An 18,410-nucleotide genomic window follows, 5' to 3' on the forward strand; every position below is an offset into this window, starting at 1 on the left:
GTACGGTCCAGCGGTTGATCTTTCAACTTGTTTCCGAAAAGCATTCAAGATAGTTCCGAATCCCCCTGCCCCCACTATTCCAGCCCCTTGACCTTGTCGATCGCCTCCTCAATCCGGTCGACCGCGACCACAGTAAGCCCATCAATAGGTTGTTTCGGGGCGTTCGCCTTGGGGATTAGCGCCACCGAGAAACCGAGTTTCGCAGCCTCCTTCAAGCGTTCCTGTCCGCGCGGTGACGGACGAATTTCGCCCGCCAGGCCGACCTCTCCAAAGGCGATCAGCCCCTTCGGCATCGCCTTGTTTCGCATGGACGAGTGGATCGAGAGCAGCACGGCAAGATCCGCGGCCGGCTCGGTGATCTTCACTCCACCAACGGCATTGAGAAACACGTCCTGATCGAAGCATGCGACGCCCGCGTGCCGGTGTAGCACCGCCAGCAGCATCGCGAGCCGGTTCTGCTCGAGGCCGACAGCGAGGCGCCGCGGATTCGGGGAGTGAGTGCCATCGACCAGCGCCTGAATTTCCACGAGAAGCGGTCTCGTTCCCTCCTGCGTGACCATCACGCAGGAACCCGGAACCGTCTGATCGTGACGAGACAGAAACAGCGCCGACGGGTTCGCCACGCCTCGCAGTCCCTTTTCCGTCATGGCGAACACGCCGAGCTCGTTCACTGCGCCGAAGCGGTTCTTGAACGCCCGGACGAGCCGGAAAGACGAATGGGTATCGCCTTCGAAATACAGCACCGTATCAACAATGTGCTCGAGCACGCGCGGCCCCGCCAGGTTGCCCTCTTTCGTCACGTGACCAACCATGATGATCGCGGTACCGGACTGTTTGGCGATCCGCGTGAGCTGCGCCGCACACTCACGAACCTGGGCCACTGACCCCGGTGCGGAGGTCAGCGCCTCCGAATAGATCGTCTGGATCGAATCGATCACTGCCACGTCGGGCTTTTCAGCCTCGATCGTCGCCTGGATACGCTCCAGTTGAATTTCGGCGAGTAGCTGAAGGTCACTGGCCTTCGAATCGTCCTCGAGCAGCGACAAGCGCTGAGCGCGGAGGGCGATTTGCGCTGCCGATTCTTCACCGCTCACGTAGAGCGTCTTGCGCTCGCCAGCGATCGCGCCGAGGGACTGCAGCAGAAGAGTCGATTTCCCAATGCCCGGATCGCCGCCAATCAGCACCACGCCGCCAGCCACCAGGCCGCCACCGAGGACGCGGTCAAATTCGCCGACGCCAGTCGAGAATCGCGGCACGTCAGTCGCTTCGATGTCCGCCAGCTTTTGGACCGGGGCGCTCTTTGCGAGGGACTGGAAGCGGTGCGATCCAGATCCGGTGTCGGCAGCAGTTTCGACAAGCGTGTTCCACGTGCTACACCCGGGACACTGGCCTTGCCACTTGGGGGCGGTTGCCCCGCACTCGGTACAGCTATAGACGGTCTTTGCTTTGGCCACGGATGGTTCCTGTCAGGATTGAACCGGGAACAGCCTGAAAAAGCCGCGCCTCGATTGGTCGGAACCATGCTGGCAGACAGAAGCCGGATTTCAAGGGGACTCAGGTACCGTTCTATGGGGCAGCGTCAGATCCCACAGTTTCCGATACCGGTCGCTGAAATGCCCGATGGCAGCCCTTGTCGTCACGTGTCTGTGCCGAACGCTGCGCGCTTTCGCATTCGCCCCACCGCCGCGCGATACGCATCCTCGTATTCTTCGATCTGGAGCCACAAATCGTCGCACCCACGTTTGCGGCTCACACCGTTGGCTCGCGTCATCCATGAGTCGGCCTTGGGGTCATACATCGCGTGGAAGGCGTTGAATGCGCCGCCAGTTCCCTCCAGGATTCGGCCGACGACGTAGAGGGTTTCGACTTTCGGCTGTCCTTTCCGGAAAGCGGGAACAAGATCGTCGGCCTGAACCTCCAGCCCACCGTCATACATGAGCGAGACGGAAATCCCGGTCGTGACGCTCGCGAGTTGAGCATCCCGTGCACGCTGTGTGAAACAGAAGCTCAGGTCGAGCGCTCGGAAGATACGCCGGATCATGGGGCAGTCCTCAATCGATTACGGCCGCGCAAGCGTTGCTCGGGGCGGCCAGAACGTGCCCAACCAGTGGGATCATATCGAGGCCGGCTGACGTGATTCGACACGGTGCCGCAGCAATACCGCAACCGGAGAGTGCGGCAAAGATCGGGGCCAACAGCAATACTCGTTTCATCAGCGATTTCCTGCTCAGAAGTTCCCGGTCCGCATCGGCGGGCCTGATTGGCTACCGGCTTCCTGACCGGGTACCCGGTGCGTTTAGTTGGGCCGGATTACCATCCGGTCCAGGGGTTAGAGGCGTTTCCGAATGAATTCCAGTCGAGCGGCCGTGTCTTGGCTGAGCGTTTCGGTCTGGCCGGATCGTCTGCGGATCTCCTGGCGCTCCCATCCGACCCATTGGAGAATGTCGTCCGAGTTCAGAGAGCCGCTCTCGGCTTGACCCTGAATCAAGCGGAAGCCTTCGGCGTCGACCGGCTCGTACTCCGCGAGCAACCCATATACCCTTCCGGTATACGTCTTGTACGGGGACCGTCGATAGGCGACCACGCCCGCCAGAATGGCGGCCGCCCCGCTGATGAGGATGCCCACGTCGCCACTGACGTGCCACCGGGTGTGATCCAGGCTCGCCTCGAGGGCGTTCACCAGCACGGCGTACAGAACAGCCGCAAAAAGAGCCGTATAGCCCGCCGGGCCAAGCTTGATTGGATGCGATGCCAACTGCCGAGAGAGTCGAATCGTCGATTCGATCTTCGCGAGTTGCCGAAGACGGTCCTGATCCGTCTTCCGACCGTCGGGTATGGCTTTCGGGAGAGAATTAGTCATCGCGAGGTCGTGCGAATCAGCCGTCGACGCGGCGCAGCTTGACCAGATAGTCCTGGCCGTTGAGCCCATGCACGACAGCGGTATCCTCGCCGGCGTTCAGCCACACTCGCCGATTGACCGTGAGTTCGCTGCCGGAATCCTTTTCCTCCAGTTGGAGGCGGAACGTCGTGAGGCCGAACGGCATCGACTGGATGTCGCTGACCGCCATCTTCCGGTACCCGTCGAGCCCGTCGCGCGGACCATTCGTGGCAACCAGATAGTTGAACTGCTCGCCGAAATTCACGGACTCGCCGTGCGTCTGCCGCTCGCCAAAATCGCTGATCGCGCCGCGAGCGTCTCGCCGCATCACCACGACATCGTATCCGTTGGCCGGCGCGGCCACCGCCGGCACGATCTGGCTCGGCGCGTCGATCACACCGAGCGGATCAGCGTTGGCGGAGCCGGCAGCGAACAAAAGCAGGACTGCGGCAGTGGAAGCCACGATCTGATTTTTCATGAAATTTCCTCACGGACGTTCATGCTCAGGATCTGAGCATTACGGATGGACGGACACTGGGGGACCCGCTCGGGGCGATGGCCAAAATCGGCGATAACCATCTGGTCATCGTTGCTCGGCGAATTCTTTTCCGGAAGTACGAGGGCTGCCGTGTCCGATCCGCGCCGCCGATCAGCCAACACACCATCGAGGAAGGCAAGCGCTCGGCCTCGCGCCGCGCGGCGGGTGATCGGTCGGCAAATCCGCCGCCATACTTCGGATGCACCCTGCAAACTTCCACTCAGGAAATTCGGCGACAGGTCACGTTCTGCCTCGGCTCTGAAATCGACCATCGCAGATGCCCCCGGTTGATTTACTTCTGGACGTTGGCGCGTTGGACTGCGAGCAGCTCCGTGAGCTTCGCGAGAATTTGCGTATCCGTGGCATTCAGTTGGTCAAGCTTTCGAGTGACGCGATCGACGTCACTTTCAGCGACGTACTGCCACGATCCCGCGTCGTTCGTCCCAGTGTTCGTGCACTGCATCGAATGGCCATTTGCATCGTATGCCATCAAGGGAAACGGCCCGGAGCCGACATTGCAATGGGCACCTTGAGTTGGCGCCAAAACGGGCGGCTTGGACACATATTGCGCATGAGCCGCCGAGAACATGCCGATGGCAGCAGCGAAAACGATGAGCTTCTTCATTCTGGACATCCCAAAAAATAATTTCCGGAAGATGCCACCTTACCCACCATCCAGATTCCAAACAATCGTCAAACAGCCGCTATTCGAGGGGGGAAAGGTACTCAACAGATGGAACCGGCAAGAACTTCCTGCTGGGAAATTGACGTCAATGTGAGGCAGAAATACTCGGCGCTCGTCCCCTCTTGTTTCAGAAGGCTCGCTTGTTATCGTGGTTTCAAGGCCATCGAGCCTAAGAACAAAGGACCACGAAAAAATGAAGCGCGATGCCTTTACCTTGCCGCTGGATCTCGGGAACGAGTTGATCATCGATAACTTCGCTGGAGGTGGCGGCACCAGCACCGGGCTGGAAGCCGCATTCGGACGCCCCGTCGACATCGCGATCAACCACGATCCCGAAGCGCTCGCGATGCACGCACTGAACCACCCGTACACAAAGCACCTGTGCGAATCCGTGTGGGACGTCGATCCTATCGAGGTCACGCAGAATCGCCCGGTCGGCCTTGTGTGGTTGTCGCCGGACTGCAAGCACTTCTCGAAGGCGAAGGGCAGCACGCCGGTCTCCAAAAACATCCGCGGGCTGGCCTGGGTCACGTTGCGATGGCTCCTGACAACGTCGCCGCGGACGTTCATGATCGAAAACGTCGAAGAATTTGTGACATGGGGGGATTTGATCGAGGTGTCTCCGGGGATCTGGGTGCCGGACCCGTCCAAGAAGGGCGAGACATTCCGCGCGTTCATCGGAATGATTACCAGTGGCGTCGACGCGACACATCCCGCACTAGCCGAGGCATGCGAAGCACTCGGGATCGAACTCGACAGCCCCGACGCAAAGCGGCTTGTATCCGGCCTTGGCTACACTGTCGATTGGCGGGAACTGCGCGCGTGCGACAACGGAGCGCCTACGCTTCGAAAGCGCCTGTTCATCGTTGGACGGCGTGACGGCCTGCCCATCGTGTTCCCCGAGCCAACGCATGGTGAACCAGCCTCGCGCGAAGTCCTCGCCGGTATGCTTGCCCCCTACCGCACGGCTGCCGAGTGCATCGATTTCAGCATCAGCGCTCCAAGCATCTTCGGCCGACAGAAGGAGCTCGTGCGCAACACACTGCGCCGCGTCGCCAAGGGAATGTGGCGCCACGTGCTCGCGAGCCCGAATCCGTTTATCGTCCCATCCGGCGACGCCGTGGCGGCGCCCTTTGTCAACGAGCACGCAAACGCCAGCAACCAGCGGACGATGCGCGCCGACGAGCCCCTGCGAACGATCTGCGCGCAGGTCAAAGGCGGCCACTTTTCCGTCGTCGCGCCGACGATGGTGAAACTGCGCGGCACGAGCGAGGCGCATCTCGGCGCCGATAGCGTCGAGCAGCCGCTGTCGACCGTGTCGGCTGGCGGGAATCAGCACGCACTGGCGAGCGCGCACCTGATCACGGTCGGCTACGGCGAGCGCCCGGGCCAGCGGCCACGCACGCAGGAGATCACCGCCCCGCTCGGCACTGCTGTAGCCGGCGGGGTAAAGCAGGCGATCGTCGCCGCGCACATCACGAAGTTCCGTACCGGCAGCTCCGGCGCATCGATGGACGAGCCGATGCCGACCGTCACGGCCAACAGCTTCGTGAAGCGGCCCGGCGGATCAGCCCCGCTCGGCATCGTGTCGGCGCACTTGATGCATGTAACCCATCACGGCGAGCGCGCCGGCAGCACGCCGGCTCATCCGCTGCCGACCATCACTGGCGCGCATCGCGGTGAGCAGGCACTGGCCACCGCTTTCTTCGAGCAGGCAAACGGCGGCTTCTGGGAGGATAACGGCGGCCGCCCCGCAACTGCTCCGCTGTCGACGATCGCGTCAAAAGGTGCCAATCAGCGCCTTATCACGGCCTATCTGATCAAGTACTACAGCTCGGGCGGCCAGTGGCAGGACATCGGCGCCCCGATGCACACGTTGCCGACCAAGGCCCGCATGGGACTTGTGCAGGCCGTGAAGGTCCCGGCTGCCTGCCTGCCGGATGAGCACCGCGCGAAGGCCCGCATGTGCGCTGCGCTGCTGCGCGAGCATCTTCCGGACGAATTCACTGAAGACGCCGACATGGTGATGATGCTTCACGACGGCGCCTGGTGGGTTCTCGTCGACATCACGCTGCGTATGTTGAAGGATCGCGAGCTCTACCGAGGGCAGGCGTTCCCAGATAGCTACATCATCCATGAGATCCCCGATCCGAAGCTGCTGTTTGTAGACGGCGTTCAGGTGCCCGGCGATCCGCGCGACATCCCGCGCATCCCGCTTTCGATCACTGCGCGGATTCGCATGTGCGGCAACAGTGTCTCCCCAGTCCAGGCGGAGGCTCTGGTTCGCGCCAACTTCGGCCACGAGCGGCTGTTCACCCAAACGGCTGCTTGATCGAGGCGGAAATGTCGATGCAGATCACCACGAACGCATGCCCTGTCCAACGTTGGCGCCTCGGCCGAGACTACTGGCGCGTCGACCGGGACGAAGGTTTCCGGAAACAGGACTACGCCGTCGACCTGATCAGCGATTCCGTCGCGAAACAGTTTGTCGTCGAACACCACTACTCGGCCAGCTATCCCGCCGCGGTCGAGCGCGCGGGCCTGTTCCGCGGCACGGAGCTCGTGGGAGTTTGCGTGTTCAGCGTGCCCATGAACAACGCGGCAATCCCGAAGTACACCGGCCTGGCCCCGTCCGCCGGTGTTGATCTCGGTCGCTTCATCTTGCTGGACAACGTCCCGTACAACGGGGAGACGTACTTCCTCAAACGGGCATTTGTTGCGCTCCAGCAGTCCAAGCCGCAGATCAAGGGCGTGATTGCCTACTCCGATCCGGTGCCACGACACACCGCTGCCGGGCGGGTTGTCATGCCAGGGCACGTCGGCATCATCTACCAAGCAGGTAGCGCCCGCTACGTCGGGCGGTCGGCCTCCCGCGTCCTGCATCTGTCCGCGAGTGGGCATGTGCTCAGCCCCCCGCGCGATCTCGAAGATTCGCCGTCAGGAGCAAGGCGCCCAGGGAGCGGAAAGGAATCTGGTGCGGCTTGGTGCTCCGGAGCGACGATTCGGACAGGCGCCGGCGGAATGGATCGACGAGGTCCTATCCAGTGGGGCATTCGCTCGCGTCAAGCACCCTGGCAACCACTGCTACGTTTTCAGTATCGGTCGGCCAGGGGAGAAGCGACTGCTTGAGCGGACATTCGCTGAGGCAAGGCCCTACCCGAAGATGCTCGACCCGCAACAGCAGGCTCTGGCGCTTGCAGCCGCCTGAAGGCGTCAATCTGACGCCCGTGGACCACTTGGGCGAGGTATTGGAATTGGGTGAAATCGGCATTCCCGGCCAGCAAGGCTGCCCGGCAGTCCAAGCTATCGCTTGCGGTCGAACCCACTCTCCATCAATCGTAGAAGTCCGATCCGTATTGGACCCACAATGATCAGCACGATCGCGAACCACAAGATGATCCCGTCGAAGCCTAACGGTTCATTCCAGAAGCGGTGTTTGAACCATAGGCAGAACAGCAGCGCGCCGCCCGCGATCAAGCAGAAGATGAAGTACCCGACAAAGCGTCGTGAGGTGTGGTGCCAACTGAACGGGCCTGGAGTCATGTCCCGCTGACGCCGACCGCCGTTCTCGTTCTTCATGCTTCTTGTCCGGATGTGTTGACACCCGGATGATACATCTCGTCTGCTCGCGCCGCGCACGGCCTTGAAACGTGAACGGCCCCAGGTATCGTGGATTCCATGACGAACGGAACCAACATGCACGACACCAACCAACCCCGCCTCGCCCTGCTGATCGACGCAGACAATGCATCCGCATCGGTCATTACCGAAGTGATCAAGGCCGCGTCGAAGTTCGGCAAGGTGATCATCCGTCGCGCGTTCGGCGACTGGACCACCTCGAACCTCGGTAGCTGGAAATCCCAGCTCCACCGCAACGCGATCCAGCCGGTGCAGCAGTTCGCGTACTGCTCGGGCAAGAACGCTACCGACTCGGCGCTGATCATCGACGCTATGGACACTCTCTACACCGAGAATGTCGACGGCTTCTGCATCGTCTCTAGCGATAGCGACTTCACGCGCCTCGCGACTCGCCTGCGCGAGTCAGGCAAAGCCGTCTACGGCTTCGGCGAGCGCAAGGCTTGCGAGGCGTTCGTAGCTGCTTGCGACACGTTCACGTGGGTCGAGGACCTGCGGACGCCGGCGGAGCCGCCCATTGTAACGCCGCTGGTCAAGGCCGACATTCAGGGGCTCTTTGCGAGCGCCGTGCGCGCCGCGGCGAAAGATGGCAGCTGGGTGAACCTGTCGCATGTCGGCGCGGAACTCCGCAAAGCCCAACCGGGCTTCGATACGCGCATCTACGGTGCCTCGTCTCTGAGCGTGCTGGCGAGCCGGCAGAATCACATCGAGTGCCGCCGTGTTCCGGATGCGCCGGGAAGCCAGAATTCCCATCATGAAGTCCGACTTCTTTCCGGAAAGAATCAGGCCATCGTGGAGATCGACGAGTTCGCTGTCGCCTAGCCCTCGATGCAGTCGCGTTGACGGAATCCGGATTGGATCGCAAGGGAGCACGAACTTTTTTGTGAGCTTCGGGGCCAACACGTGCGGTTGCATTCTTGTGCATCTGCTAGACATCGGCGACGATCCACCGCCCTTCTTCGTACCGGTACCTTTGATCTTTAATCGCCTGCGCCCAAGGAAGAAGGTCAATGCTCAAGTCCGGGCCCATGACAATCTGGCTACCCTGATTTTCGATCAACGCAAAAGGGAGTTCGGGCAATCCGAAGCCCTTGGGACTCGGGTCCGGCCAGCGACCGCCGTATCGCTCTTTGATGACTCGCGTTGCAACTGCCTTGGCTAGGGTGAAAAATCTTGGCCTATACAACAACCAGTAGCACTCCCAGCCGCCATCGCGGTAACGACGTTGCCTGCGGAGATATTCGGCCAATGTCTGCTGCGAATGTTGAATCTCGATTGCAATCTGCCTATTGCCGACGCGAACATGCACGTCCGCAATCCATCGACCGACGGCGCCGCGCCCCGGCGACTCGACTGACGCCAATGAGGCCACAGACGCGAAGGCGTCAAAGACGCTGGCTTTCGTTTCTTCGTGCCACACCGACTCCGGTGCGTTTCCACATTCCCCGGACGCATGCGCGAAGAAACGGAGCCCACCAAGGCTCGTCTTGGGGACCATTGCTGCGTTACAACATGCAGCCTTAAATTGGCCCACGACGTGACGTTGCTTCACGGCGGACCAGTCACTTTCGCTAATTTCACTTGCGTACACGACCTGCGTCGTTGCTGCGATGATTGCTTCGTCTGACACGGCACCCTCCAAATCGACCGGTATGTCCCCAACTTCTTCCCGATCGCTATCTGATCCGGATTCTGAATTATGAGGCTCTCGTCACTTGGGCAGTCCATCAAACACCGAATCCCCCCAATTTCAGCTCACCAATCGCCGTTGCTGATCCGAGTCAGGCTGGTATCGTCTGTAGCTTCTGAGAACAAGCACGCAATCAGTTATGAGCCCTTCCACCGCGCCGACCGGAGCCCAGCGCCGCGCGTTCAAGATCCACTCTTCCATCATCAAGACGCTCATCCATGAGCAGTCTGGCAGTCTGCCGAAAGCTGTCGCCGAGCTCGTGATGAACAGTATCGACGCCGGCGCGACCCGCATTGACCTGACCGTCGATGCCAAGGGAGCGTTCGAATTCGTCGATGACGGCAAGGGGTTCCAGTCTCGGGACGAAATCGAGCAGTTCTTCGAGACCTTCGGTACGCCGCACGTCAACGGCGACGCTCTTTACGGTCGTTTCAGGTGCGGCCGCGGCCAGATCATGTCCTATGCATCGACCGTATGGCGCAGCGGTCAATTCGAAATGCGCGTCGATCTGGAAGACGAATCCATTGAATCTGGCTACGACCTGGTTGAGCACGCCGAGCCGTACGCCGGCTGCCGCATCACGGGCCAGTTCTACAATTTCAAGGTTGGATTCCAAACGAGCGACTACTCCCTTCGGACGTACTTCGTCGGTAGCACTCGGGACGATGAGGGCTTTCCCGTTGGGCCGGGAGGCGAACTGGGCCAGATTGTCCGGTACGCTCCGATTCCGATCTACGTCAACGGACAACAGATCAATACGCTTCCGGCCGACGCGAAGTGGGATCTCCAAGACGAGCATGCGCGATATCGCTTCGATCGGGAGTCGCACGAGTTGCGAGTCTACAACCGCGGGATCCTAGTCAACAGCTATCCGAGCCATCGATACGGCATCGGCGGGGCAATCACGTCGAACGTGCCCCTAGCGGTCAACCTTGCTCGCAACAGCGTGCTTGAGGATCGGTGCCAAGTGTGGCAGACGATCGACATGGTCGTGCGTGAGAGATTTGCCTTTCAGCTCACGCGCGTGAAAAAGCTCAATGACAACGAGGCCGCCGCCCTCCTCCGCGACATCTACTTTTCTCCTGCCAATCTGGATGGGAAAACTGTCAAAGCCATCTTCAAACTGCGGTTTATTCCCGATATTTTCGGGAAACTCGTTTCGCCGGAAGAAGGTTTGGCCGGCCGGTGTTTCACTCTCTTCGATGGCCGCCACACGGGCATTGCCGAGCGGGTTGAGCGCGAGGGACTGGCGAAAGTCGTCATGCCGAAGCTGCTGACGATCGCCAATGCTGCTGCGGCCGACGACAATCTCCCGCGTGTCCTCACAAAGCTACGAACGAAGCTTCACCTTAGCTGGGATGGCGACGCGCCGATCAAGGTCGTACCGTTTTTCCACTTCGTCGAGCAGCTGAACGATACCGCGTCATTCGTCGACGACGAGGATCTCGGCAAAGAGGAGCGCCTCGTACTCGAGTGCCTACGTTCGATCAACCATCGAGTCCAGCGCGTCGTCTACCCGGGCAGCGACTGGCGTACCGAGCCGCGGAAGATCGTTGCCGGCCTCTCAGACACCAAGGAAGCGTGGACGGACGGATCAACGTTCATCGCCGTAGCACGCGAATCCCTCCTCGGGATCCGCCAGCGTGGTGCAGCCTGGCTGGTATCCCTGTTGGTGCATGAATACGCACACCCCGAGACGTCGGCGGGCGAGCATCATCACGACTTCGACTTCCTCTCGCGCTTCCACGAGGCGATGTTCCGGGTCGATACCGGCATGTGCGTTGACGACGTGCTTCGCTACTATGTTCAGGGCCTCGCTAAGCTCGGGCTCTGGCCGTCGTCGCACCACGGCAAGCATGTTCGCGCGATCGCTGACTACGTACCCCAATTGCCGAAGCGAAGGAAGTCCTGAAAGGAGGATCCTGAGCCGGAGATGGCGCAGAAATGTGTCGCTTTAGGATCCGAATCGAGCTTGTTCGCCACGGTGGCGCCGGTATCGTTGAGGGGTGCACATTCCCAATGTGGCGTGCCCTCTTCAGAAACAGGTGTTTCACCATGCCATATAGCCCGAAAGACGTCGACCTTGTCGTCGAAAACCTCCTCGCTCGCCGCGAGGATCTGGAAGCCTCGATTCCCGGGATCAAGCTTTCGCGCGACGCAATCGCGAAGGCGCTCGATCTTCACGCACGCGTGGTCAAGTCCGGCGGCCTGCCCGGCAGCGGCCACGTTAACCCCTCAGCCCCGAGCAAATCCGCGCTGCTGCTGCGGATCATGAACGACAAGCGACCTCTGCGCTTCCGGCCCCCGACCTCCCACTCCTATCCGCACTATGAGCTCGTCGAAGAGCCGGAGGTCCGGAATGTCGTCCTGGGCGGGCCGACGACCCTTGGCAGTATGTTGAACGGTACTGGCGGGGCTCCCGGCAACACCAGCATGGTCGTGAACCAGTGCCTCTACGCGCTGGTCGGGACGAATTCCGTTGCGGAAGAGATCATGACGATGTTGCTCGATGACGAGAGCTTCAACGGCCGCAAGTTCCTTGAGCTGGCCGACCAGTCGCCGATCTGGACACTCAAACATGGGGAGTGGCCGGCCTGGGAGCTGACCACCGGCCTGTCGCCTAATGGCGCGGGACTTCGCTATGCCGTCGATCGCCCGGTGCCGGCCAAGCGCCATGAGGTGCTTTTCGGCGGCTGGGGCGCCCCGATCAACCCGATCATCGTGGTGCACGGTGAAGACCGTATCGCCGCAGCGAAGGCGCGCAAGGCAGCCGCTATGCGGGCCGACTCGAGCATGACCGGAGTCGAACGGATGCTCGCGCTCGACGAAAGCGACATCTACCCCGGGAATCCGGCCCAGTACGACCTGCTCAACTACACGCGGCGCGTGTGGCTCATGCGCAAGTCTGCCGAGTGGGAAGGCTTCGAGATCCCCTACATCGACGACTGAAACGACTCGGGCCGGTGGCAGTGCCGTCGGCCCGACAAAATCCTGGTGCGGTAGATCAGAGACCGGTCAGTCGTTTCGAACGCTTGGCTACCAGCCGCTGCCAGCCTCCTCAATCGAATTGTTCCCCGTCGCTGCCGGGGTGTCCTGCGCACTTCCCATCGTGGCCGATGTGATCACATTCGCCCACGATCAGGAAACGCTTTCCGGACGCCTTCATGCAGATGAGCTGGACCCGAATTTCGACCGGAGTTCCGCCCTTGAGCATCTTGGCGAGCATGGCGTCGGACTGGGCGAGCAGGTAGTCGAGTTCGAAGTGACAGTGCCACTTCGTGAAGCGCGGGGCGGTGTCGGCAGGATGCTCCATAGTTCGGTCACTTCACCTGGAGATGCGAAGAATCGGGTATCCGGAATACGCGGTTGATGACGGCTCACGACATTGAAGCATAAAACCAGATTCTGCGGTTGACGCAACGCGAAGGCCAGCGGTATCTTGTTCGGATCGGTCTATCTCGATCGTGCCGCTGGTAATGGCAAAGGCAGTGCCGTGAGACGCAACACCCCATTCCGTTAGACGCACACAACCCTGCGTAGCGCATAACGGTGAGCCAGCCACTGAAATCTGATCCGCGCTACGGAAGGAGTTGATATGCGTACCCCGTTGCTTCATGCCGACTTCGAGCATGGCTCGTACACAAAGATCGCCAAGGCGCTGCGAAAAATATGGCCGCTCGGTGATCAATCCCTGATGCAGGCTCAGAATTCGCTGGCCATCGTGCTGGGCTACAACAGCCTGCACGACGCGCAGCACGAAGCGACCGCGTCGTTCTCGGTACCGGACGGCTCAGTGAGCCTGGAGAAAATTGCGAGAGGCGTCGCGTGGCGCATGTTCGTTCGCTACGGCATCGACCTGCTGCTGGCTCGGCGACTTGTTGCCAAGCTACATCTGGACGAACTGGCCGTGACGGGAATCAGTCTCGAAGAAAAGATGCGGCGCACCATCGAAGACGCCGCCAAGAAGGGTTTTTTCTACGACGAGATGGGGGATCTCATGAACCATCGTGAGCCCTGGCCGGAAGAGACCCCACGCCTGCTTGAGAGGGGCATCCCGGCGTACAAGTGGGCGATCTATCCTGATCGCCGAGTCTTCCTGTGGTCAAAGCTCGTCGCGCAAATCGAAATGCTGCCGGAAGACTTCGCTGAGGACCTTCGGCAAGCAGGCAAGCTGGGAAACGAGTCAGATGCCGTTGATTCGTTCATGATCGATTCGCTCATGCCCGCAGCGTGCCAGCCTCTGACCGACGCACTGGTCAGTGGTGATCTGGCCGCGTCGATTGGCGGGCAGCAGCAATGGCAGGTGAAGTGGATCGTCACCCAGCAGACCGAGGTGCTAGGTTGCTGTATCGTCGCTGAAAAACTCGGCGGCATGATTCCGCGAGTATTCGACCCGGATGGAGCAGATGCCTATGCGGCCCTCGCGAGCTTGCTGTGCGGTGACGTCGTGCCGCCCGCCGCAAGTCGTGCGGTGGGCACCCTGGTGTCCGAACCCGTCTGGTTCATCGAGCGCTACCGCCTTCAACGACTGAAAGACGGACAGGAAAGCGATCTGCTGAAGACGCTGTGGCATCACGACCAATGGCCTGCCACCATCGGCCTGTATCGTGTTGAGACGGGTTGTCAGCTGGCAGGGGCGACCGAATTTTCGGAACGCGGGCAGACCTATCTCGCGATGACCTCGTTCGATGCGCACGAACAGCAACGCACGCTGGACGAAGAGTCTCTATTTGAGACTTTCACGTTGGGCACGGCGTTGCTCGATGAGGTTCGCTCCGAACTTGGCGTTCCTGCGCTGGGCAATCGCTGGCATGACGCGGTTGAGCACATGCTTTCCACGCGGAAGGCCGAAGTCGAAGCCGCAGCGGGAACGCGGGCGGGTATCGACAGATTGATGGCGGCTGTACTGGACAACATCAACTCCTCGGCGCTCGATGGGTTCGTCGATCAGGCCATCAGCGAGTGCTTGCCTCTGCGGTATGAGGGAGACACGGAAGATAACGAAGTCCTAGTAGACGAGCGGCAACGTGCCTTGAGCCTTGCCGAACAACTGGGGGCTACAGTCAAAGCCAACATGCCTGGCTTGCAGCCCTACTCGGTCGTGTCGCTCGGATACATGATCCTCGTCGCCAACGGCGAATATCCGGGGAGCAGATATCAGGGGATGGTCGACGCGCCGGCCACGACAGACTGGGGCGCCCAGAGTAGATCGCTTGCGACGATGTTGATTTACGAGGCCTTGGGCGCCCGTGAAGTATCCTGGCTCGCACTGACGTGTGCGATCGCTCCGGTGCTTGGCGTGGGCAGCGGTCGCCCCGATTGGACGAAGGAACAGATCGGCACGTGGTATCAGAGCGCCTACGCGGTCGAGCGCCTCCTGAAAGTCGCCCAAAAGCAGCTAAAGGATGTCGGAGACTGGCGTGGAATCGAATGTGCCGCGGAGCGCGTCCAAGCGCAGGGCGAATTCATTCGGGTTGGCGATCCTATCCCGCTGAAAAAGCCGAAGTCACCAGCTGAGGCGATGAGTGCGTTGTTCTCGAAATCGAGGAGCTCCGGTCTCACGGTGACGCACGCGTATCAGGACCTATCGAGCATGAAAGAAATGCTCGGCTAAGTTGCAATCGATGCCTCATGCCGACAGCTTCAATTTCGTTCATGGCTACAAAAAATGAATACGCGCCCGCGGACATTCTGAACCTGTCGGCCTACGAGGTTGTCCAGAAAAACCGCGTGTTAGATGCCCGCCGTGTCCTTTGTGAGACTGTCCAGTTTCGCCTGCGCATCCGGGGACAGCTGCAGGCTGTTCGGCAGATTGTCGATGACCGCCGCAACGTCCCGCGCGAAGCCATCACCGCCCTCAACCCTTGCCAGGGCGACAACGTCCATCTCGCATTGGTTCGGGCCGTTTTTCGGCTCCAGCGTCATCGTCGCGAACCGGCCGTAGCCCTGCGTCACGACCGTTTTCTCGTCGACGCACGGTTTGTAGTGAGCGGCCACCATCTGCCCTGCTTCGCCGCTGCTGGAGATCTTGGTCCAGGCTGCATCGTTGCTCTGATTGATCGATTTCATCACATCGTCAGCCGCGTGCTCCAAGGTCATATTGAAGCCGAAGGTCAACGCAAGGCACGCCGCGCCGGCCGCGAAAGGCAGGCCTTTCGGGGACTTTTTACGGCGAAACAGATTCTCGATGATGACGGCCAGCAGGTGCGCCATCGTTCCTGCAGATAACGCTGCCCACCACGGGCCAACAAAGAGCGCAGAGAGGACGACTCCGATCGGGAAACGCTTCGCGCGCTCCCCGAATATGACTGCCCCGGCAGCGTGTACGGAAAGCGCCGTGATCGCGCTGATGATGATCGTGTGGTGGAGATGATGCAGCATACCGGCCCTTATCGGTCGAAGTACTTTCTGTTTTGAAGCGGTTCGTGTTTGGGACGCGGCGGCACGTAGATCCGGGCTGCGTTGTCCAGGAAGGGAACGCGGCTACGAATGGCGCGCTCCCATTTGTGCCGTGGATCCGGGAACTTCTTGAGCAGTAGGCCTTGGTAATAATCACTATCGAGCGCCTGCCCGAGCAAGAAGCCGAGGTCGAACAGCGCCATGCGCTTCAGGAATGTCCGTTCGCTCTCTTGCACAAACTTTGCACTGAGAAGCGGAAGCCTGTATTTGACGTTGATGTTGTACTGAGCATCAGTCGCATCCAAGCTGCTCTGGAAGTTGAATCGGTCTTCCGGCGCGACGTCCTTGAACAAAATCCGCAGCGACTCCAACCGCCCAAAGTGCTCCCCGGCATCCTTCAGGTATTCCGGATCCTTGGTGAATTGAATGTTCACCACGCCCAGCTCGCCGTTTTCGACCGGCCGGGAAAAGGTCGTGACCTCGGATTCCAGCATGGCCTCGACAGCAAGCACCAGATCAAATCGCTTGATCTTTTCCCACGCATATTCAGCTTGATACCTTCCCATATAGCTCCGTTCCCTCGTACGCAAGCGACTCGTCGTGCCAGCCCGTTCCGCTCGATGACCCGATCAATTCCCGTCCTGTAATTTACGGCAGTCGGACGACATGACTTGAGTCTCAGCGGCGAGATTCTTCCTGCTGGGAACTCAATCGACTGAATGAAAGCCTATCACGCCATACAACCGAAACCAGCCCCCTGTAGTCGGTGCGAAATCGGCGCGCGCCCCCTAGAAACTGAGTTTGTGATGTTTAGCATGGGATCTGTCTGGCTCGCAGCGACGTGTGCGTTGCGAGTTGGCCTAACCTACAGGAGCTGAACATGAACAAGCGGAAGGGCAATTCTCCGGTGATGGGCGAGCAGCTTGTCATCCCTCTGGACGTCGATCTCGCATTCCAGTCCGGCGTGAAGAAGAAAGCGTTCGAGGGTACGAAGTCTGCCGACCTGTATCGCCCGCTCATCGAGAAGATCCGGGTGATCGACAACTTCAACCCGCGCATCAAGACCAAGAAGTACCGCCTCGGCATCGAAAAGCTGGCTCGCGACATGGCCCGCGACGGCTTCGACGAGACTCAGACGCTGACGGTTTTCCTCATCTACGAGGACGGCCAGCACATCATCTGCCTGCATGACGGCCACCGCCGCCTCGAGGCAGTGTTCCTGGCAAACCAGTACCGCGTGGCGGAAGGAAAGCCGCGCATCGAGCGCGTCCCGGTCACCATTACGGACAAAGCCGACAGCAAGTCGCTCAACCTCGGCGTGATCCGGCGCAATGACAAGGAGCCCCTGACTGTTCTCGAGAAGGCAATCCTCGCCCACCGCCTGAACACCGTCGACGGTATGTCCCCGGAGGAGATCGCTGTGGAGATGCAAGACAGCCAAGGCGAACTCACCCCCTACTACATCGAAGGCTTGCTTCTGCTGGCAAGCGCCGATCGCGGTATCCACGAAATCGTCGCCGACGAGAAGATCTCCGGCACTGAGGCGATCAAGCAGATCCGGAAGCACAAGGCCAATGCGCTGTCGTTCCTGCAGCGCGCGACGGATGGCAAGGAGCACGTGCGGCCGCGCGACCTCCCGGGCGCACTGGTCAAGCGCGTGACGAAGAAAATCGCACCCCGTCTCGTGACGGCAGTTCGTGAGCTCGAGGCTGACCCGGCCTACGGCAATCTCAAAGAGGAGACGCGCCTGAAGATCAAGGAGCTGATGGACAGGCTCAGCGAGGCGGAGAAGAATGATCCGCCTCTTGCCGCCGACGACGCCGATTCAGCACCAGCGGCCGGTGACGATGAGTGAGATTCTCGCCGGGCGGTTGGGGAAATCGCCTGGCAATCTCGCCGCGTTGATCAGCGGTCACTCCACAGGCCGAGCAGCTTCTCTGCAGTCTCGACGAACCCCTCGACCGGGGAGAGTCCCGTCCGGATGCCACCATGCTTTTCGGCCACGGCTTTCGCTTCATGGACCAGCCGTTGGTGATGCGCGCTCAGACTCGCACCTTCGTATGGTGGAACGCCATACTTGATCGCACTGCCCAGCACCTCAAGATCGCGGCCTACCGCCGTTCCTTTGAACGCCGGGTGGTGGCTTCCCATGTCTGAAATGACGTCGGCCAGGCGGTGCCAAAGCTTCGTCTGAATCGAAATGGTGGACATGTCCCACTCTCCTGTCAGGAACGGTCGATCTCGACGTGCTTCTCTTCGAGCCGCAGTACCACGCGATCGATCAGTTTCGGCAGCACGAAGCGGGACGTTCTCTCGTCCCACCTGGCGTCCACGACCGCGAACTCCCCATCGTCGAGCTGCTCGAATACGACCGGGAGCTCGCCGTGATACGGGGCGCGGAGTTGGATGTACGTGAACTTGCCGTCATCCCATACCTTCGTCGGGGTGAACTGCGGCGCCGGCGGTACGACGATCTGGTACTTCGTGCTAAACGGCTCGCCGGCGTGCGCCATTGAGCTAAACGCTGCGTACGTCAGAATCGCGAGAACACTCTTTTTCAAGTTCGGCTCCTTCTTCAGATCCC

Annotated in this window: 21 protein-coding genes; 7 read left to right on the forward strand and 14 right to left on the reverse strand. The window is 60.5% G+C overall.

The genetic code is table 11. The features are described 5' to 3' along the window. Window positions 1-74: 74 nt before the first annotated feature. From radA to ACN8ZM_RS38870, 7 genes are all read right to left on the reverse strand, one after another. Window positions 75-1,454, reverse strand: coding sequence for a DNA repair protein RadA (gene radA / locus ACN8ZM_RS38840; protein ID WP_137962551.1), 1,380 nt, complete (start codon window positions 1,452-1,454; stop codon window positions 75-77). 182 nt (window positions 1,455-1,636) lie between these two features. Further along, window positions 1,637-2,041, reverse strand: a complete 405-nt coding sequence (locus ACN8ZM_RS38845; RefSeq protein WP_137962552.1) for a hypothetical protein — start codon at window positions 2,039-2,041, stop codon at window positions 1,637-1,639. Window positions 2,042-2,051: 10 nt separating this feature from the next. After that, window positions 2,052-2,213 carry a DUF6726 family protein gene (locus ACN8ZM_RS38850; protein ID WP_321533536.1) on the reverse strand — a complete coding sequence of 54 codons (162 nt, stop codon included), beginning with the start codon at window positions 2,211-2,213 and terminating at the stop codon, window positions 2,052-2,054. Between the two features lie 116 nt (window positions 2,214-2,329). Next, a complete protein-coding gene (locus ACN8ZM_RS38855) occupies window positions 2,330-2,860 on the reverse strand; it encodes a hypothetical protein (protein ID WP_137962553.1) in 531 nt (176 codons plus the stop codon). A gap of 16 nt (window positions 2,861-2,876) precedes the next feature. Beyond that, the gene (locus ACN8ZM_RS38860) at window positions 2,877-3,356 is read right to left on the reverse strand and encodes a hypothetical protein (RefSeq protein WP_137962554.1); all 480 of its coding nucleotides are present in this window, start codon (window positions 3,354-3,356) and stop codon (window positions 2,877-2,879) included. Next, on the reverse strand, window positions 3,353-3,688 hold the full coding sequence (locus tag ACN8ZM_RS38865; protein ID WP_137962555.1) for a hypothetical protein: 336 nt from the start codon (window positions 3,686-3,688) through the stop codon (window positions 3,353-3,355). The genes ACN8ZM_RS38860 and ACN8ZM_RS38865 overlap by 4 nt, the downstream gene beginning before the upstream one ends. Before the next feature lie 20 nt (window positions 3,689-3,708). Next, entirely contained in the window at window positions 3,709-4,041 is a 333-nt protein-coding gene (locus ACN8ZM_RS38870; RefSeq protein ID WP_137962556.1) for a hypothetical protein, read from the reverse strand. A gap of 253 nt (window positions 4,042-4,294) precedes the next feature. Between ACN8ZM_RS38870 and ACN8ZM_RS38875 the strand changes: the two genes are divergently transcribed. After that, window positions 4,295-6,433: a DNA cytosine methyltransferase gene (locus ACN8ZM_RS38875; protein WP_137962557.1), complete on the forward strand. Its 2,139-nt coding sequence runs from the start codon at window positions 4,295-4,297 to the stop codon at window positions 6,431-6,433. A 17-nt stretch (window positions 6,434-6,450) separates the two neighbouring features. After that, window positions 6,451-7,230, forward strand: a complete 780-nt coding sequence (locus ACN8ZM_RS38880) for a hypothetical protein (RefSeq protein ID WP_137962558.1) — start codon at window positions 6,451-6,453, stop codon at window positions 7,228-7,230. A 174-nt stretch (window positions 7,231-7,404) separates the two neighbouring features. Here ACN8ZM_RS38880 and ACN8ZM_RS38885 read toward each other — a convergent pair whose 3' ends face one another. Continuing rightward, the gene (locus ACN8ZM_RS38885; RefSeq protein ID WP_025496463.1) at window positions 7,405-7,680 is read right to left on the reverse strand and encodes a hypothetical protein; all 276 of its coding nucleotides are present in this window, start codon (window positions 7,678-7,680) and stop codon (window positions 7,405-7,407) included. A 117-nt stretch (window positions 7,681-7,797) separates the two neighbouring features. On the opposite strand from ACN8ZM_RS38885, the gene ACN8ZM_RS38890 reads away from it, so the two are divergent. Beyond that, window positions 7,798-8,559, forward strand: coding sequence for an NYN domain-containing protein (locus ACN8ZM_RS38890; protein ID WP_025496462.1), 762 nt, complete (start codon window positions 7,798-7,800; stop codon window positions 8,557-8,559). Window positions 8,560-8,665: 106 nt separating this feature from the next. Here ACN8ZM_RS38890 and ACN8ZM_RS38895 read toward each other — a convergent pair whose 3' ends face one another. Then, a complete protein-coding gene (locus ACN8ZM_RS38895; protein ID WP_025496461.1) occupies window positions 8,666-9,367 on the reverse strand; it encodes a hypothetical protein in 702 nt (233 codons plus the stop codon). 199 nt (window positions 9,368-9,566) lie between these two features. Here ACN8ZM_RS38895 and ACN8ZM_RS38900 point away from each other — a divergent pair, with 199 nt between their 5' ends. Both ACN8ZM_RS38900 and ACN8ZM_RS38905 read left to right on the forward strand, forming a co-directional pair. Continuing rightward, window positions 9,567-11,339 (forward strand): ATP-binding protein, encoded by a 1,773-nt coding sequence (locus ACN8ZM_RS38900; RefSeq protein ID WP_025496460.1) that lies wholly within the window; start codon window positions 9,567-9,569, stop codon window positions 11,337-11,339. 143 nt (window positions 11,340-11,482) lie between these two features. Continuing rightward, window positions 11,483-12,376, forward strand: coding sequence for a hypothetical protein (locus ACN8ZM_RS38905; RefSeq protein WP_025496459.1), 894 nt, complete (start codon window positions 11,483-11,485; stop codon window positions 12,374-12,376). 109 nt (window positions 12,377-12,485) lie between these two features. On the opposite strand, the gene ACN8ZM_RS38910 is transcribed toward ACN8ZM_RS38905, so the two are convergent. Then, window positions 12,486-12,740: a hypothetical protein gene (locus ACN8ZM_RS38910; protein WP_025496418.1), complete on the reverse strand. Its 255-nt coding sequence runs from the start codon at window positions 12,738-12,740 to the stop codon at window positions 12,486-12,488. A gap of 282 nt (window positions 12,741-13,022) precedes the next feature. On the opposite strand from ACN8ZM_RS38910, the gene ACN8ZM_RS38915 reads away from it, so the two are divergent. Beyond that, the gene (locus ACN8ZM_RS38915; RefSeq protein WP_025496419.1) at window positions 13,023-15,041 is read left to right on the forward strand and encodes a hypothetical protein; all 2,019 of its coding nucleotides are present in this window, start codon (window positions 13,023-13,025) and stop codon (window positions 15,039-15,041) included. A 119-nt stretch (window positions 15,042-15,160) separates the two neighbouring features. Here the strand turns inward: ACN8ZM_RS38915 and ACN8ZM_RS38920 are convergent, their stop codons facing one another. Continuing rightward, on the reverse strand, window positions 15,161-15,808 hold the full coding sequence (locus ACN8ZM_RS38920; protein ID WP_025496420.1) for a hypothetical protein: 648 nt from the start codon (window positions 15,806-15,808) through the stop codon (window positions 15,161-15,163). Between the two features lie 8 nt (window positions 15,809-15,816). After that, window positions 15,817-16,392 (reverse strand): hypothetical protein, encoded by a 576-nt coding sequence (locus ACN8ZM_RS38925; protein WP_025496421.1) that lies wholly within the window; start codon window positions 16,390-16,392, stop codon window positions 15,817-15,819. 314 nt (window positions 16,393-16,706) lie between these two features. On the opposite strand from ACN8ZM_RS38925, the gene ACN8ZM_RS38930 reads away from it, so the two are divergent. Beyond that, window positions 16,707-17,681: a hypothetical protein gene (locus ACN8ZM_RS38930; RefSeq protein WP_025496422.1), complete on the forward strand. Its 975-nt coding sequence runs from the start codon at window positions 16,707-16,709 to the stop codon at window positions 17,679-17,681. A 50-nt stretch (window positions 17,682-17,731) separates the two neighbouring features. On the opposite strand, the gene ACN8ZM_RS38935 is transcribed toward ACN8ZM_RS38930, so the two are convergent. Both ACN8ZM_RS38935 and ACN8ZM_RS38940 read right to left on the reverse strand, forming a co-directional pair. Then, window positions 17,732-18,037 carry a hypothetical protein gene (locus ACN8ZM_RS38935; RefSeq protein ID WP_025496423.1) on the reverse strand — a complete coding sequence of 102 codons (306 nt, stop codon included), beginning with the start codon at window positions 18,035-18,037 and terminating at the stop codon, window positions 17,732-17,734. Window positions 18,038-18,051: 14 nt separating this feature from the next. Beyond that, entirely contained in the window at window positions 18,052-18,387 is a 336-nt protein-coding gene (locus tag ACN8ZM_RS38940; protein WP_025496424.1) for a TrbG/VirB9 family P-type conjugative transfer protein, read from the reverse strand. Window positions 18,388-18,410: the final 23 nt, after the last annotated feature.

The sequence above is a fragment of the Burkholderia aenigmatica genome (genome assembly GCF_048627025.1).
GTDB lineage: Bacteria > Pseudomonadota > Gammaproteobacteria > Burkholderiales > Burkholderiaceae > Burkholderia > Burkholderia aenigmatica.